Origin of the sequence: Abyssisolibacter fermentans, assembly GCF_001559865.1 — a bacterium.
GTDB classification, from domain to species: Bacteria; Bacillota; Clostridia; order Tissierellales; family MCWD3; genus Abyssisolibacter; species Abyssisolibacter fermentans.
Map to the genome: position 1 here is coordinate 1 of NZ_LOHE01000087.1, position 16,270 is coordinate 16,270.

A 16,270-nucleotide genomic window follows, 5' to 3' on the forward strand; every position below is an offset into this window, starting at 1 on the left:
CCCTACAAATTCTGAAACACTAAATTTGGTTGGTATACTTACACACAAATGCACGTGATCTTGACATACTGATCCTTCTATCATTTCTAGATTCTGATATTCACACAACTTAGTAAGTATTTCTCTCACATCTGCTTTGACTTGTCCATACATCACTTTTCGTCTGTATTTTGGAATAAATACGATATGATATTGGCATTTCCATCTTGTATGTGATAAACTTGAATTGTCCATTTGGACCGCCTCCTATTTTTGATATTGGCTTGCGACACCATTATCATATTATCATAGGAGGCTTTTTTATAACATACGTAACACTACTGCTTACTCTATTCTCCCCAGCATAGCTGGGGGATTAATATTTTCATTCAGTAATCATAACAGGAATTGAAGATAAGTATTATAAAAATATTGAATCTTTAAAAGAAGCATTAAAAGACTTTTAAGAAAGTCAAAGTAAAATATATTTTTTTAGATAATAGTACATATATATTAGAATATTAGGATATTTTGATTAGTAGAAACGAAGGAGCTTTATGCTCTTTCGTTTCTATTTTTCACAGAATTCGTATGCTGAATAAATGGTTTATTTACAATTAGATTTTTTTACCCATATTTTCTGTGCATTCATAAATTGATAAATTCCTTCTTTTGGTATGTTGCTTTTTTATGAGTTTAGCTATTAATAATTTGACATGTAAATATTAAGTAATAATATTATCGATATGTGTATTTCACTCAAAAAAACATCCCGAGTGGGTGTTGATAAGCTTGTTTAGCTAAGTATTTCAACCTTCCTTCTTGCTATTTCTACATTAGTTTCTTGTCTTAATGTAGATGTTGAATTGTCTTTTAAAGTTACTTCCGTTTCAGGTACTTCTTCTAATGTCATTCTATTAGCCATCACTAAAGTAGCATAAGCATTCATTAATTTAGTTTGGATTACAGTCATATTAAACCAACCTCCTGTAATAAATTTATAATCTGTATTTCAGTTTCAGCTTTTCTAATTTCATCTTGTGTTGGCACAAGACTATCTAGTTTTTTTTGTTCTTCTTCTGCTTGATGTTCTGCTAGTCTTGCTTGATTGTAGCTTTCGGATGGTTCTACAAGCATCTTACTAATGCCTTGTACTTTCCATTTACCTTTTTCATCATAGATATATTCGCTCATGTCTATCGCCCCCATATCTCGAATGTTGAGCCTGTTAAAATTTGATAAGATGTATTTAATAGATGAATAGTATTGATTTTTTGATTAATTTTCCATACACCAATACCATTAGACCTTTTAGCATAAGAACTAACAACATTAAGTTCAATAGATGTAATATTATCATTAACATTATTGTTAATTTCAATATCACATAACATATTATAATTATTACTACACATCGAAGTACCTGTTAATATTTTGTTAGAGGAATAAAGAGAAGTTCCATTCGTTACAGTTGAACCATAGTTACCCGATGTATCAAAATCATTATTGAAATTGATTAACAAAGTATCTAATGAACTACTGTTTATTTTAATATTTCTACCTACTATCCTAAACTCATTAAAAATTTCTGGTACACTTATGTCTAATTGTGCGATATCTACATCAAGTGTTATTTCATCAATCTTATTCCACACACCACCTGTTGCACTGCCTCTATACCCTACTTCTAACCAACTAAATGAAGGTGAAGGCGTTTCTAAAGTATCCCTACTTAATGTTACCCTTGGTTGTATAATTGGATTAGTAAGTTTAAGTATTTCACCTTGTTTCACATCTTCTTTTAGTAAGTTTCCGTAATTATCATATATATCGAATTTAATATTTGTTCCATTCGGAGTATTCACCATAGCGTTTATTGAGTACCAATCAAGGAAATGTGATGGAATTTGCAATAGTGGCATTGGTAATGACGTTGATAATGTAGATGTTTTTAAGCTAACTGAAGCATTATTAAAATCATAATTTAGTTGATTTGGATAAAGCATATTATTATCTATTTTAATACTGTATATTCTAATACTTTTATTATAAGTTTCGTTTCCCCAAATTGACATTTTAAAGTAATAATTGCCAGTTACATTTGAAACATCAAATGCATGAGTTTGCCTTATGGTGGAATTCGGTCCTCTATTATAAAGAAAACCATCAGGATACCCACATGTATACGTGTTATTATTATTCTTATCTTTAATCAATCCAAATTCAGCATACATAGCATTAAAGGGGTCTATAATTTCAAAATCTATTTCAACTGAGGTAGCATTAGTTAAGTCAAAAGCTGTATCCTTAATTACAACACAGGCACCTCCCACTGTTGTATTTCTTGATAACTCTATATAATTTGCAAACTCTTTTATTGAACCTATCGAACCACCATTTGATGTTAGTCTTAGACCAGTTGATTGTGAAACAGAGCCAACTGTACTAGAATCTAAGTTATTATTTACATATTTACTAAATATATCATAAACCTCAATGAACGTCTCAAAGCCAACCTTCTTTACACTTCTCCCATAAAAATCTTTCAAATACTGCACATTGTTAAGCTGTTCAGTAGGCACTTGTGCGTTTTCATCAAGACTTGCTATACCGTTAGGTTGTCTTTTTTCATTAACTATACCATCAACATTTGTTTCTAAATTGCCAATTTTAGTTGCATTCTCATCTATTTTATTTACTTTTTCACTAGCTTTATCATAAGCAATTTTCACAGCCTTTGAACTTGCACTTGTTGTTGAATCATCTAATGTTACACTATCGCTTATTGGTCTGTTAACCTCTGCACCTTCTTTTATCCCTCCAAGTTTACCACATACATCTTCTATCCCTTGCTCTATCCTATTCAAATCCTTCTCTGTAACAATATCTTCTCTCTGCCAATTAGTTTTACTATTGTATTCCATTATTCTCCCACCACCTCTATTTCCTGCCTAATTATTGTTATCCCATCTACAGGTACGTAAATATCTCTTTCGTCTATAACATTATCGACATTATCTAACAGTTTATAATTTGTTACTAAAGCTACTTGATTGTTGTTTAACTCAAATTCTATTGTTACTTTGTTGGCTTCTCTTTTTTTGTTGAATTCTGTTATTTCTAAAGTATCATTTACTAGTATTTTGATTATATCTTCTTCTTGTAATCTTTTAGCTGTCTTTTCTAATATATAATTTTGCATTAAAATAACACCCCTCTCTCTTTTATTACTTTTCGTATGATACACAAAAAGTTACTAGGGAAACATCTCATGTTTCTTTGAAAGCGTGACTTCAAGAGTTCGTTTCTTCATAGCTTTACTAAATCAAAAGAAACGGGCTCTTGTCGGAACCGTCAAAGATTATGAGATGGTTCCCCTCACCCAAAACTTTTGAACTAAACAGTAAAAATTTTCACTTTATTTATATTCTAGTTTTGCAATTATCTATATAATATTAAGGTCAAGTAGTTTTTACCAACATTGCTAAATCTCTAATTCTTCAACTCTTATTACCTCTGCAAAAGGTGTTACCCCAAGCTTCCATGTTGTCCCTAATCTTGTGTTTCTTTCTATGTCAGTTTTAGATGCTTTTACTTTAAATTTTATAGTGCTCATTGCTTTTGGTGTTGGTATATGCTCCATGTTTGATGGTTTTAGTTCTATTACTTGTTGTTCTATTTCCTTGTATAAATTTGCATTATCAGCCATGAATTCTATCATGAATGCATATTCATCTGGCACTAGCTTTATTTCTAATATTGGTTTGTCAAAGTAATTGTTTAAAATTCGTTCCAAGCTTTTTATTGATATTGGAGGACGGCTTTGATACTTTGATATAACTCTGTTTTTTCTGAACTGTAAGCTATCTGTCTTTTTAGGCTTTATATTAAATATTTTTTCCCATCTTGATAAACCTACTTCGTGCATGTCCTTCATAAAAAAGTTGTTAAAGATTTTCTGTCTCTGCTCTTTAATATCATCTAATTCTCTATTTAAACTCTCACTCAAATATTCAATATCTTTAATATCATGGTAATACTCAGGTAAATTTAACTTTATATTTGTTTTATTTTCTTCCACCATCATACCACCTCCTAGTATTGATTAACTGTTAATGTACCGAGTTTTATTATTACATCTTCATCTACTATTACATTTTTTGTATTTCCATTTAGCTTTAAGTTTTGATAGTCTAATATTTCATCTGTTTCTATGACTAAACCTCCTATTGAATTTAGTCTGATTACAGTTTCTTCAAAGCTTTTTTCTTGCAGGTATTTTTCTAGCTTAGTTTGTAATTCTGCTTTTACATCTTCTATGTCTATATCTACTTTCAAATTAACATCTACTGCTACATCTATATTTAATACATTTGCAGTTTCAACGGTTACTATATGTCCTATTGGTGCGTATCCGTCTCCCATACCGTCCTTTTTAGGATCAATTATGTTTTGTATTTCTGTTACTTTTTCACTGCTTAAAGCTTGTTTATCTGGAGCTACTGCTACTATTCTCACTGTTCCTCTGCCATTCCAAAGTGGAAAGCATTTAACATGTCCTACTCCGTCTATTTCCTCTACAAAAGATATATACTGCTGTTTGTTACCTCCAAAGCTTGGCTTGTTAGCTGTATCTAAATATCTTTTTAACAACTTTTCATCACTTTCTTCATTTTCACCTGCTGTAATTATCTCTGCTAGTTCTGCTTTTTCTAAGCCATTGATATAAGTTATAGGCATTAAAGCACCAAATGGTTTATTACCTATCTCTCCCGCTGTTTCTGCTCTTAACTTGTATTCTTTATCTGCTCCAGAAATATTAATAGGTGCTGTGTTTGTATAGACTAAATCGTCAATACTAAACCTAGCACCTATTGGAATTTCTACATTAAATATACCTTTTCTTTCAGCATGAACAGCCATCTTTCTATTAACTCCAAGCTCAGAACATTTCTTTGTCAGCCACTCTCCATTAGAAGTCTGTACAAACCCAAGCTCTAATATATTATCCAGCTCTATATACTCCTGAGCAAGTTCAACAACTACAGCAGCTATAGTATCATAAATAACAGAACCTTCTCTTTTATCAATATCATCTGGTACATGCTTTAATGCTCTTTTCATTAAATTTTCAAAGGTTATTTTATTGTATAGTTTGTTTTGCAAATTTATCACCGTCCTTGCTTATAATATTTGTTATGCTTGGGTAGATTTTCATTCTAAATTCTAGTCTTTTCTATGTTTCACTAAAAACACATGTTTAGATCAACCTATATATCACCCAAAAAGATCCGTCCCGAGTGGGTACACCAATATAGTTACTAGGGAACCATCTCATGTTTCTTTGAAAGGTGACTTCAAGAGTTCGTTTCTTCATCGCTCTCACTTAAATCATAAGAAACGAGCTCTTGTCGGAACCGTCAAAGATTATGAGATGGGTCCCCTCGCCAAAAACTAATTAGCTAAAACATAAAAGCTACCACATTTTTAAATTTTAGTTTTGCAAGTATCTATATAAAAATAACACCCTTAAGGTGTATTCATTTTTAATACTTCATCATATTCATCTTGTGTGATTGTTCCTAAATTAAGCAAACTATCAATATAATCTTTGCCTTTAATTTGTAGTATTCTCTTTAGAAATCTAACATAATAATCTCTCATTATTTACCTCCTAACATATCAGCAACTATTAATTCTAAATCATTTAATCTTTGTTCTTTCTCTGCATTTTGTATCAATAGATCTGCTATTATTAAATCTTTATCTCCGTTTATTTGTTTTTGTTTTTTTTCTTCTTTTGTTTCAAAAAATTCAAAACAATTAGTGTTGAGTTGTAATCTTTCCATCTATACTACCCCCAATATGCACCCGTATTCGTTTATTTCATAGTCTGTTGTAACATTCGGCCGATTCATTGTTATTTTTACTTTTACTTTATTGCCACTATCGGAAACTGTGGCTACAAATTTATCTTCTCTATATCCTTTCTCTAGACTCCTCGTTGATTCCAAAGTCATCGGAATAAACGTTTCTATATCGTTATAAATAGCCACATCTGCACTAATTGTGCATTCACTTACAATTTTTGATTTTACATAAAGTACCGCATTGTTTATATCTTGAGACAAGCCTATTTGTTTGGATTGGTACACTGGATTCTGTGGCGAATTTTCGTTTATTATTTCATGTACTGCGGTTTCGCTTTCCTTTCGCCAGTATCCTTCACGAAAAGCCGTTATTGGTTCGCCTTTTTCTTCATTGCCATTTACGCATAGGGAAAACCAGCTGTTTTCTTCATATACTCCTATCCTATCTAGAACAAAAGCATATTTCCCTGGTTGTAGTACTATATCGAAATTAAATTCACACGTTGTTGGACTATCAGTTTTTAATGTGTCTGCTGATATTTCCGTCGTAGAAGTTTGCAATGTATTTTTAACAGTATACCCATCCTCATGAAGATTTGTTATATAACACTTGATTTTATCCTGCGTGGTTGACCTTCTTTTTAAACTTACACGTACTTTTCTTATACGTATATTTTTATCTACAGTGAATATTTGTCCTATTCGTTTAGTGCCATAGCTTTCTTCCGTTTCAAAAATTTTATAGCTTAATATATCTGTATCAAATTTTATTTCTTGTTTGTGTACTACCCCGATTTTTTTGCCTTCTGTAAATAAAGTTGCACTTGAATTACTTAGATCAATTATGTTGCTATTTATGAAACCATCAAAGAACATGCCTCTTTTGTTCAACATTTTATTTTCATAGTAATTTTGTAGATATAAATTATAGATTTTGTATTCTATTTTGTCTATGTTATTTTTTGTTGTTATTTTTAATTCGTCTGTTTTTATTTCCAATTCTTCTATTCCCTGCTCTATCTTATCCCAATTCTCATTAAGTGCTTTATCTATATTAAAAACAGCATCTTCGTCTGTGCTGTCATATTTAAATAATTTTAGCTTTTCTGTTTCTTGACTCATATAATCTCCTCCCCAAATTCAAAATTATTAACATTTTGCTGTTGTAACTGCTTTATAGTCATGTTGTTTATATTTTTTACTAGCAATAAGTATTCATATAGAGCAACTAAATGTGCAGGTTTTACTTTTTCTATTTGTTTTTTTAATTGCTCTATGTATAAAGGTAATTCCTTGTTATCGCTAAATTTAACTTCTATTGCTCCGTTGTTAAAGTCTACCATTAGTCCTTTGTTCCACGCATCGCATATACTCTGCAATAAATATACATCTGCTTTTCCTTGTGACCTGCATTTCGATTTTATTGCTGCTCGCTTTTCTTCTATATCTAAATCTGCATCATTTTCTAATTCTAAATCCTTCTCCCATAATGAAAGTCCCCACGTTGCAGTATCTACAAACATCTGGTTTCTAACATCATTTAATACATCTTTTAGTTGATTAATTTCAGTTTGCTCAGAAGAAATTAGTTTCTCTACCTCTAATATATCTTTATAATAATCCGGCATATAATCTATCAATTTCATTCTAAAACCACCAACCCTAAAGCTGGTACATTGTCGTTTAATTCTACATTAGCTATTACATCATTTATCAATAGATTGTTGTAATCTATACCTCCTGCATCTACTATACACTCTAGTAATAATGCACCTATTTTTGCATAGCTTACTGAATAGTTATCTCCTGACTGCCATTTTTGTTTTATTAAATCTTTGAAATAAAGTTCTACTTTGCTTTTGAAAATATTTGATACCTTTGATACCTCAACTCTGTTTATATGTGCTGAAATATTTATTGGTGTTATTGATGCACTTTCTACTGTGCATTTACAGCCTATTGGTGCTGTTCCTTTACCTAAGCCTGTTATATTTGGGTCTATGTGTTCTTGAACACTATTTACTATTTCATCTGAAGCTTGTTGTAAATCATCATCTACTACTAATACTTTGACTGAGTTTGCTCCATTCCAAACAGGTATTACTCTTGCAGCTCCAACATTTTTTACTTCCTTTGCCCACTGCATGTAGTGAAAAACATTGCCGCTGGTTGGTGCCTGTTCTGAATTTTGTTTATATCTTAATTTTAATGCCTCATCACTCTCTTCCTCTGTCCCAGAAACTAAAATATCACTTAGAATAGCACTTTCTAAGTGATCTATATAGTTTAACGGAAGTAAGTTTCCTATAGGTGTATTTCCTATTTCTCCTGCCTTTTCACACTCTAGTACATACTGCTTGTCCTCTACTACTGTGTCAATTTCGCTTATCGTCTTATATACAACATTATCTATACTAAAGCGTGAATCTATCGGAACTTTTACATTGAATATACCGACTCTTTGGGCTTTGACTGCTTCTTTTCTGTATATTCCCTGCTCTGCGCATCTCATATCTAACCATTTACCATTGCTTGTCTCTGTAAATGCAAGCTCTAGAATATTATCTAACTCTATATATAATTCTGTCATTTCTACACAAGCAGGGGCTAAAGCGTCGTATATTATAGAACCTTCCCTTTTGTCTATATTATCTGGAATCTTAGATAACATTCTTTTCATTATATTTTCAAATGTCTGATCTTTGAATCTTCTTTCCACTCTCCCGCCTCCTATATCTGAATTTCATATTAGTACGTATTACCAATAAATCATAGAGAACCCTCAATGTTTCTAATACATGCCTTAAAGGATTTATTCTCTTATCAACTACTTATATAGTCACTTCTCTTTTATTCTTGCAAAGGATTACTTTAAAAGGCCCGATAAAATAGCATAATGAACAACCAATAAAGTCACTAGGAGACATGCAGTGTTTCTTTCTAAGGAACATTGGTGCGCGAGTTTTTTCCTTTCACTTCTAATCAAAAAACTCGTACACCACCGTGACGAGAAAGATTCCTGCATGGCTCCCTTGCCAAAGACTGCGGTCCTAAAACAGTCTTTAATCACTTAATATCAAACAAAGATTTACTGTAAATAATAATCCATTGAGGCATTATTCAAGTATTTTTGCAACTCCATGGTTACAACTAACTATTTAATTGATACGACATATCAAAGGAACCCTCTTTACTGTCTACTGTAAAACTGCATGTAACTATATCTCCTTTTGCATCCACGTCTACATTATATATTCCTAAAATTCTATCATCTGCTAATAATGCTTCTTTTATTTTTCTCTTTATAGCTACTTTGACAAAATCTGTTTCCTTTCCTATCAGACTTCTTCCTTCAAAGCCGTAATCCCAGCTGTATATGCAGTGTTTGTATCTTTCTGTTTCTAATATTTTGTTTACGCTTTGTCTTACTGCTTCTATACCGTCTACATACCCAACTATTCTTTTGTTTAATAAATCTAATTTGTATGTTTTACTAGGCTGTTTTACTTCTTTTATTTTTATTGATATATTTGACTTTGGTAACATTTAATCACCTGCCTGCAATTTATCTAAAACAACATATTTTTGTCCATTGTTAACCTTTAAAAGCATCACCTTATCTTTAACCTCTAAACCTTCTGTTATTACTATTTTTTCATTAAATGCTTCTTTTGTCTGCTTATTAGACGATCCATCTATAGTACTATCTTCATATTCATGTACGTGTTTTAGGTCTATTTCTTTTCTAACGACACTGCTTGTTAGAAGTAGTACCTGCTCTGGTAGTTCAAGCTTTTGATCAATTTTTATCTTTAATGGAGATATGCTTGTCACTACTCCATAAGTTATATCTGTCAAATCAACTGCCTCTAAGTAATTCTTAATTGTTTTTTGTATTGGTACTAACAAAATCTACCTCCTTTAAACCATAATAAGATCAATATCCATAGTATGTTCTTCTTTTGAAATCTTGTGCTTAACGCTTTCTACTATAAAATATTGATCATAAGAAATATCTCCTATATCAGGTAGATAAACATATACTCCTGTCCCTGCTCTCACTCTAAAATCTCCCAAGCAAGGTATTGACAGTTCTCTATACACTTTATTTCTCAGCTTGAGCATATTTTCTGCTCTCTGCTGTATTTGTGCTTTGTTTTCACCATTTTTTGCTTTGTCAAATTCCTGCAGGATACCCCACTTAGCAATATTGGTGCTGTCTTTTACTATATATATTTCTCTTTTGCCTGTATCTTTGTTTTTTCTCATTATTTTTACTTGATTTGTTACATTTTCATCTATACTTGATTTGTATTTATAATCAGTCGCAAGGCTCTTATCACCTATTACTAGCTTAGTCCTCAGCTCATTTATATGCTTTAAATTAAGCTTTCCAAAATCATCATAAAACACATACATATCACCTGTTGCAATAAGTGTTCTATCCAGTGCCATACATATTGTATCAAGCCCTGTTTTATTGTCCATTATCATTTGAGGTATGACATGCTTTGTATCACTTAAATTTCCTACTCTTAAATTAAATACAGCAGCTACAGCCCTCACTACCTCTGTAGCTGTTTTATTAAATAATGCGAAACTATCTTTGTTTTTTAGATACCTTAGCTGATCATATGCTGTTGTCTTTATTATTTGATTACTGTCTCTGCTCTTTGAAAAAATGTATCCGTAAAATATTGGCTTATCATCAACATAAAATCTTACAGGATTTCCTTCAAAGTAACAGATGCTTTCATCCTTTATCAGCTCAAAACTCAGCTTACCCGGTTTACCGCTTATCGAAGTTTCGTACTCTACTGATTTTATCAGGCTGGTTGCATCATATGCTTTACCATTTTGGTTGTTTTCTATTACTAATTCATATTTCATAATGCACCCCCTAGTTAAGCTTTAACACTTGACCCGGATGTATGACATAATTAGCTTTTAGGTTATTGAGCTTCGCAATTTCTTCCCATTTTGAGCCGTTTCCTAATTCTTTTTTTGCTATCTTCCAAAGGCTGTCCCCTTTTTTTACTGTATAAGTTTTAGGAATACTTTTCTGTGAATCTCTCTGGCTCTTTTCTTCTATAAGTGTTTGTGTCTCTCCATCTTTTTCTACGTTTTTTATATCTACTTCTTTTACTTTGTAATCTTTGTACTCTTTAAAGCTGATATTGTAGTAAATATCTCCTGGCTGTCCGCCCTTTTCACTTCTATCAAATTTCTCTATAGTAGCAGGTATATCTATGTCATACATCCCACTTATACTCAGCTCAACAGGCTTTTTGTCTGATCTGATTTTTTCTATAAAATCTATATAATATGAAGGTTTTTGAAGATTTCTTTTTTCTACTACATATGGAGCAGGGCTTGCAGGAAAAAAGCTTGAAAATGATATTTCAAGCAGCTTTGTGTCTTTTATTTGACTTATTTCTCCTATGCCCAGTACATGTGTTGTTTCATTATTACTCTTTGAACTTATCTCTATTTCTTCGGGTAATACTGGTATTTTAATTTCTGTAGCATCATATTTTAAAAAAATATTATATTCCATATTAACACCCTCTTACTAATAAGCAAGCTCTGTACTAACTGCTATTTGTTCACAGAGTATTTGCTCTAATTTCTTTGCAACTTGGTCTACGTCTGCTGTTTCTTTTACGTCACCAAATTCGATTTTGATATTTGGAGCAAGTGTTGCATACTTATTGACAGCTTCTGATGTAGCTAAATCTCGAAGAAGTTCTATGTCTTCTTCTGCCATGCTGTCATCATTCTCTACATTTGAAACTGTACCAACATTAAACTCTCCATTTTGCGGTGGTGCTACTTCTAATGGTTCTGGCATTTCTAATTTTTCTTTTTCAAGCTCCATCGGGTCAAAGCCTAAATCTTCAAGTACATCTTTTTGCTCTTTCTTTTTAAATGCATCATTTGATAATTTATCAATATGCATACCTTCAAACTTATCACCTATTATAGGTATATGTGATAATTTTTCAAGCAGACAGTTAATTCCACCAATTATTGCATTGATAAATTTTATTACTCCTAATCTAACACAATCAAATTTCTTAACCAATCCAACTAATAATCCAATTACAGCAGTGACAGCTATTATAACTAGACCTATTGGTCCTAAAGCGAGCTTATCTACTGTCATCTTTTTAATCATAGTTGGAATAGCTTTAACTTGCTTAAACATTTTATCTTTCTCTTCAAATAACATTTTTAATTTCAATATTCCCATATATGCAAGCATTGCTGCTACTGCTGAATATATCAATGGTGATAAAAATGTAAATATATTTGCTAAGAAGCTTAATGGTACTATCAAATAAGATAAAACTGTGCCAAGGAAACCTGCATAAGTAGCTAATGCCTCGAAAAATGGAGCCAGTGCCGTATCTTTTATAGTATTGAACGCATCTATTATTGGAGCAAATGCAGCTCCTATATTAAATAATGACTGCTGTATATCATTTGATGGATTTTCACCTGCCATTTCTGCGGCTGCTCCTTCACTATCTTCAATTTGAGCCTTGCTTTCATCAAGCTTTTGCAGATTTTCCATCATAGCATTAATAGTATCATCATCCTCAATGTCAAATACATCACTCAAGGCTTGTTTATACTCATCAATAGATTTTGTACTCATACTACTGTCTAAATCACCCATTATATCAGTTATATTTCTAAATGATCCATCTGCATTTACTGCCTCAATTCCCAATTGACTTAGTGCTTTTGCACCTTTACCTGATTTATCGTAAACACTACTTAGCATTGCTTCCATCTGATGTCCTGCGTCTGCTCCTTCTATGCCACTTTGAGCAAACATTCCTAGTAATGCATTTGTATCAGACAGTCCTAATCCAAATCTTTGGGCTGAATTTCCTCCTGCTATTATAGCATCCCCTAGCTTAGCTACACTTGTACCTGAAATCTCTGAAGTCTTTGCCATCTGATCTATTAAAGTCTCTGTTTCGCCTGCATTTATTTGAAGTGCTGACATGTATTTATCTATACAATCTACTGAAGTCGCAAAATTCATGCCGTCTACTGCCGCTAAATTAAGTACACTAGGCATTGCTGTTACTGATTTTTCAAAGCTCCAGCCTGACTGAGCCGCATCATTAAATGCACCAGCCACATCTGCTGAAGTAAATTGAGTAGTATCTCCAAGCACCCTAGAAACATTATCTATGATATTCATCTGTTCTCCTGTTGCTCCCAGAGAATCCTGTACTTGACTTAACGCCGCATCATACTGCTCATACGCCTCAAGACCGCTAGTTAATGTATCGTTTAAAAAACCATACGCCTTACTTAATTTCTTCACCATATCTGCTGGTGTAGCTTTTTTTGTTAAACTTACAGCCATAAGACACCTCCTTTCAAACATTAAAGGTCTATCTTTTTTTATTTGACTGTGCTTTTATTTTATCTCTTTCTCTTTTGTCATCCTCTATTTTTTGCTTAATACTAGCTATGATAAATGCTCTTTCTTTATCTGGTAAACCCAGTATCTCTGAAGGATACTTATGAAGCTTGTGGAGGGCATAATGGCAGATAACTGCCATTGTATCGCCCTCCATTATTAGTTTTTTGCTTCATTAACAAGTTCAGGTTCACTATCAAATTTATTTACTTCATTTATTATTTGAATAAGCTGTGTGTACTCACCTGATATTAGCATTTCTTGTAATAAACTTTCAGCACCCATTACTCCATAGCTGTCTTGCAGAGCTTTATCATGTAAATCTGGATATGTTATTGTCTCTACTGCGAGTTTTAACAAGTACTGTTCATAGTCTGTTTGATCCTTATATACATTTTTCTTTATTTTTACTTCTTTTGTTGCTTCTTTTCTTAACTGTTTGCTTCTTTTTTCTCCAACTGGAGTGAACTCCCATGCTATAGGATTTCCTTGTTCGTCTTTAAATCTATTAGATATTATTCTTTTAATTGGCTCTGGTCTTTCAACATTCTCTGCAAAAAAAGCTTTTAAACTCATCAGTAAAATCCTCCTAATCTACATAATTTGGTTTTTTAAATTTTCTTGGAATATCTATATCTTCAAATGTAAATGGTACTTCTTCCTCTAATACCTCTGCACTATCATCAATTAATGCAACTATACTGCTGTCAATATTACAGTCTATTAGTATAGTCTCATGCTGACCTACTGCACTTTGAGGGTCATCATTTATTACTTGTAAATCAAAGTATGTGTCGATACCTTCATTTATATATTTAAGTATCATCTCTCTAAATAAATCTGTTGCATAAGTAATGCTTAATGTTCCTGTACCTTTCCAACCTATAGTTTTGTGTTGCGAGCCACGTCTTCCTAATGATTTTCTTTCTGATTTTTCTTTTTCTATTTTTGCTTCTATCTTTTTAGCTGTAAACAAGAAATGTCTTTTCCCATCTATAGTTACAAATGCTTGTCCTTCTTTACCACTTAATTGATCTTGCGCTCTTAAAAATTGACTCATATTATAACACCTCCACATTTACGTAGATTTTTTCAACTGAATCTGTTGGTTGAATTGCTGTAGTTACTATAGCTGCATCACTATCTAACCCTTTTGTAACTTTTACATCTTCTGATACAAAATTGTGTATAGCTCCTATAGACTCGTAGTATTTACCTAGTTTAACTATTTCATTTCTTAATGCATTTCTACCACTTTCATCATTGTTTACTTTACCTACAAAGAAATCATTATAGATTCTTTTTACATCTTTATTAAAGCCGTCTAATACTCTTATTACTCTATTTTTTCTGAATACTGCTGTTTTTTCAGTTGTGTATGTTGTTAGAGTATTAATATCTTGTTCTATCTTAACTTTGTTTCCGTCTCTAACAAATACTATATTACCTTTTTTAAGCTCTTCTTCTATTTCTCTGCCTGTCAAAATTACATCTACATCTATTGCTCCGTCATACGCTGCATAAGTAAGAGATTCATTTACATTAGCCCCTGCTGTAGCTCCTGCTACGTATGCAACACATTCTTTTGCAGCAAGCTCTGTATTATCTGCTAATATTACTCCATTTTTAACTGATATGATTCCTTCACAATCAGCTGTTTCATAATTTTCAAGTATTGCTTGTAATTTTAACTGTTCTTCATCTCTTAATCTTTCAATGAATACTCTATATAGTTCTTTAATACTTGCATCTGTGCCAGTATAACCTATTGTATTTATTTCTTTTGCTCTTTTTTCTACTTCTATTAAAAAGTCTGAATAATCATTTGCTATAACAGCTGTATTACTACCACCTGATAGTTTAGTTCCTGCTACAACTTCTAAGTTTCCTGTTCCACTAATTTCTACAAAACTATTAGCTTGTAAATCTTCCACTTTACTTACTGTTTGAATATCTACCATTAGTCCGTCTACAAATGTTTTAACTATAAAAGTACCTTCATGGTCTACATCTGCTTGAACTTCTATTGATATGTCATTGCCTCTTGTTCCACTGTATAATGCTGTAGCTGTTAAATTTGTTCCAATTATTGAAGTAGCTTTGATTCCAGTATTAACTCTGTATAATAGTAATGTTTCAGCTCTTTTTAAAGCTTCTCTAACTAAAATCAACTCATTATCTGTGATATGATATCCTAGTTCACCAAATACATTATTTACATCTGCCGCATGTATTTCAACTATTTCTTTTTCTTTACCCCAGTTCAATTCTAATGGTAGTGCTACGACTCCTCTATCAGGATTAGCCACTATACTGTGATTTGCTGCAAAAGTATTAATATATACCCCCGGTCTTACTTTATTTTGAGATTCCCATGTTTTACTCAAATTACTTCACCTTCCTTTTTAAAAAGTTTTCAATTTTTTTCTTTGCTTCACTTATTGTAAGTTTTTCTTCTCCTACAATAGCTTTTAAAATGTCTTTTTCGTTAATACTAAATTGTTTACTTAAAAGTAGCTGCTTTAATTCAAAACCAGCTTTTTCTTTTTTAGCCATCAGTTTCACCTCACTATTTACTTTAAGTATCCCAATGATTTTTAGATATCTACATATATCATTATGAAAACATATCTCCTTTCTTTTATTTTTATGTGATATCTTCTTTGTTCTTTTACCTCTGCAAATACTAAAAAAGAGGATTAAAATACACAATAAAAAACAGCCGATTTTTCGACTGTTTTTTTATAATTCTTAATTTATTAATTTTTGTATTTCTTCATCAAAATTAATTTAAACCCAGATTATTCATAGAAAATTATGAGCAGTGAACTAAAATCTATGATTTTATGTGAGTCGCTTACTCATATGAAGGAACTGAATATGAGATTCATTAACAAGTCATCCTTCTGTTTATAAGATATCCATTAAATTCTTGACATACCTACTTGGTATGCCTTCGAATTCACTGAAATCTTCT

The 16,270-nt window shown here is 31.9% G+C and carries 22 protein-coding genes; all 22 read right to left on the reverse strand.

Annotation, left to right across the window (positions count from 1 at the left end; genetic code table 11):
• Window positions 1-234, reverse strand: a 234-nt coding sequence (tnpA, locus tag AYC61_RS17025) for an IS200/IS605 family transposase (RefSeq protein WP_156456510.1), incomplete at its 3' end; no start/stop codon positions are given.
• 541 nt (window positions 235-775) lie between these two features.
• Window positions 776-952, reverse strand: a complete 177-nt coding sequence (locus tag AYC61_RS21425; RefSeq protein ID WP_156456511.1) for a CD1375 family protein — start codon at window positions 950-952, stop codon at window positions 776-778.
• Window positions 949-1,173 carry a hypothetical protein gene (locus AYC61_RS17030; protein ID WP_066505514.1) on the reverse strand — a complete coding sequence of 75 codons (225 nt, stop codon included), beginning with the start codon at window positions 1,171-1,173 and terminating at the stop codon, window positions 949-951. Before AYC61_RS17030 ends, AYC61_RS21425 begins: the two co-directional genes overlap by 4 nt.
• 2 nt (window positions 1,174-1,175) lie before the next feature.
• A complete protein-coding gene (locus AYC61_RS17035; RefSeq protein ID WP_066505516.1) occupies window positions 1,176-2,903 on the reverse strand; it encodes a tail fiber protein in 1,728 nt (575 codons plus the stop codon).
• On the reverse strand, window positions 2,903-3,181 hold the full coding sequence (locus AYC61_RS17040) for a hypothetical protein (protein WP_066505523.1): 279 nt from the start codon (window positions 3,179-3,181) through the stop codon (window positions 2,903-2,905). The genes AYC61_RS17035 and AYC61_RS17040 overlap by 1 nt, the downstream gene beginning before the upstream one ends.
• A 282-nt stretch (window positions 3,182-3,463) precedes the next feature.
• Window positions 3,464-4,063, reverse strand: coding sequence for a putative phage tail protein (locus AYC61_RS17045; RefSeq protein ID WP_066505525.1), 600 nt, complete (start codon window positions 4,061-4,063; stop codon window positions 3,464-3,466).
• An 11-nt stretch (window positions 4,064-4,074) separates the two neighbouring features.
• Window positions 4,075-5,145 (reverse strand): baseplate J/gp47 family protein, encoded by a 1,071-nt coding sequence (locus AYC61_RS17050; protein WP_066505529.1) that lies wholly within the window; start codon window positions 5,143-5,145, stop codon window positions 4,075-4,077.
• 363 nt (window positions 5,146-5,508) lie between these two features.
• Window positions 5,509-5,643, reverse strand: a complete 135-nt coding sequence (locus AYC61_RS22130; RefSeq protein ID WP_275935263.1) for a hypothetical protein — start codon at window positions 5,641-5,643, stop codon at window positions 5,509-5,511.
• Window positions 5,643-5,828 (reverse strand): hypothetical protein, encoded by a 186-nt coding sequence (locus AYC61_RS17055; RefSeq protein ID WP_066505532.1) that lies wholly within the window; start codon window positions 5,826-5,828, stop codon window positions 5,643-5,645. Before AYC61_RS17055 ends, AYC61_RS22130 begins: the two co-directional genes overlap by 1 nt.
• Entirely contained in the window at window positions 5,829-6,971 is a 1,143-nt protein-coding gene (locus tag AYC61_RS17060) for a hypothetical protein (RefSeq protein ID WP_066505536.1), read from the reverse strand.
• Window positions 6,968-7,495: a putative phage tail protein gene (locus AYC61_RS17065; protein ID WP_066505539.1), complete on the reverse strand. Its 528-nt coding sequence runs from the start codon at window positions 7,493-7,495 to the stop codon at window positions 6,968-6,970. Before AYC61_RS17065 ends, AYC61_RS17060 begins: the two co-directional genes overlap by 4 nt.
• A complete protein-coding gene (locus tag AYC61_RS17070) occupies window positions 7,492-8,568 on the reverse strand; it encodes a baseplate J/gp47 family protein (RefSeq protein WP_066505542.1) in 1,077 nt (358 codons plus the stop codon). The genes AYC61_RS17065 and AYC61_RS17070 overlap by 4 nt, the downstream gene beginning before the upstream one ends.
• Window positions 8,569-8,999: 431 nt before the next feature.
• Window positions 9,000-9,395, reverse strand: coding sequence for a DUF2634 domain-containing protein (locus tag AYC61_RS17075; RefSeq protein ID WP_066505544.1), 396 nt, complete (start codon window positions 9,393-9,395; stop codon window positions 9,000-9,002).
• Window positions 9,396-9,758 (reverse strand): DUF2577 domain-containing protein, encoded by a 363-nt coding sequence (locus tag AYC61_RS17080; RefSeq protein WP_066505547.1) that lies wholly within the window; start codon window positions 9,756-9,758, stop codon window positions 9,396-9,398. It lies immediately after the preceding gene.
• Window positions 9,759-9,770: 12 nt separating this feature from the next.
• Window positions 9,771-10,739, reverse strand: a complete 969-nt coding sequence (locus tag AYC61_RS17085) for an XkdQ/YqbQ family protein (RefSeq protein ID WP_066505549.1) — start codon at window positions 10,737-10,739, stop codon at window positions 9,771-9,773.
• 10 nt (window positions 10,740-10,749) lie between these two features.
• Entirely contained in the window at window positions 10,750-11,406 is a 657-nt protein-coding gene (locus AYC61_RS17090; protein ID WP_066505554.1) for a LysM peptidoglycan-binding domain-containing protein, read from the reverse strand.
• A gap of 15 nt (window positions 11,407-11,421) precedes the next feature.
• A complete protein-coding gene (locus AYC61_RS17095) occupies window positions 11,422-13,236 on the reverse strand; it encodes a phage tail tape measure protein (protein WP_066505558.1) in 1,815 nt (604 codons plus the stop codon).
• Between the two features lie 28 nt (window positions 13,237-13,264).
• Window positions 13,265-13,435, reverse strand: coding sequence for a hypothetical protein (locus AYC61_RS21430; RefSeq protein ID WP_156456512.1), 171 nt, complete (start codon window positions 13,433-13,435; stop codon window positions 13,265-13,267).
• 17 nt (window positions 13,436-13,452) lie between these two features.
• The gene (locus AYC61_RS17100) at window positions 13,453-13,869 is read right to left on the reverse strand and encodes a phage tail assembly chaperone (protein ID WP_066505561.1); all 417 of its coding nucleotides are present in this window, start codon (window positions 13,867-13,869) and stop codon (window positions 13,453-13,455) included.
• A 13-nt stretch (window positions 13,870-13,882) separates the two neighbouring features.
• Complete coding sequence (locus AYC61_RS17105) at window positions 13,883-14,353, reverse strand: phage tail tube protein (RefSeq protein WP_066505570.1); 471 nt, start codon at window positions 14,351-14,353, stop codon at window positions 13,883-13,885.
• A gap of 1 nt (window position 14,354) precedes the next feature.
• Window positions 14,355-15,680, reverse strand: coding sequence for a phage tail sheath family protein (locus tag AYC61_RS17110; protein WP_066505573.1), 1,326 nt, complete (start codon window positions 15,678-15,680; stop codon window positions 14,355-14,357).
• Between the two features lies 1 nt (window position 15,681).
• On the reverse strand, window positions 15,682-15,849 hold the full coding sequence (locus AYC61_RS21435; RefSeq protein ID WP_156456513.1) for a YqzN/YkzM domain-containing protein: 168 nt from the start codon (window positions 15,847-15,849) through the stop codon (window positions 15,682-15,684).
• Window positions 15,850-16,270: the final 421 nt, after the last annotated feature.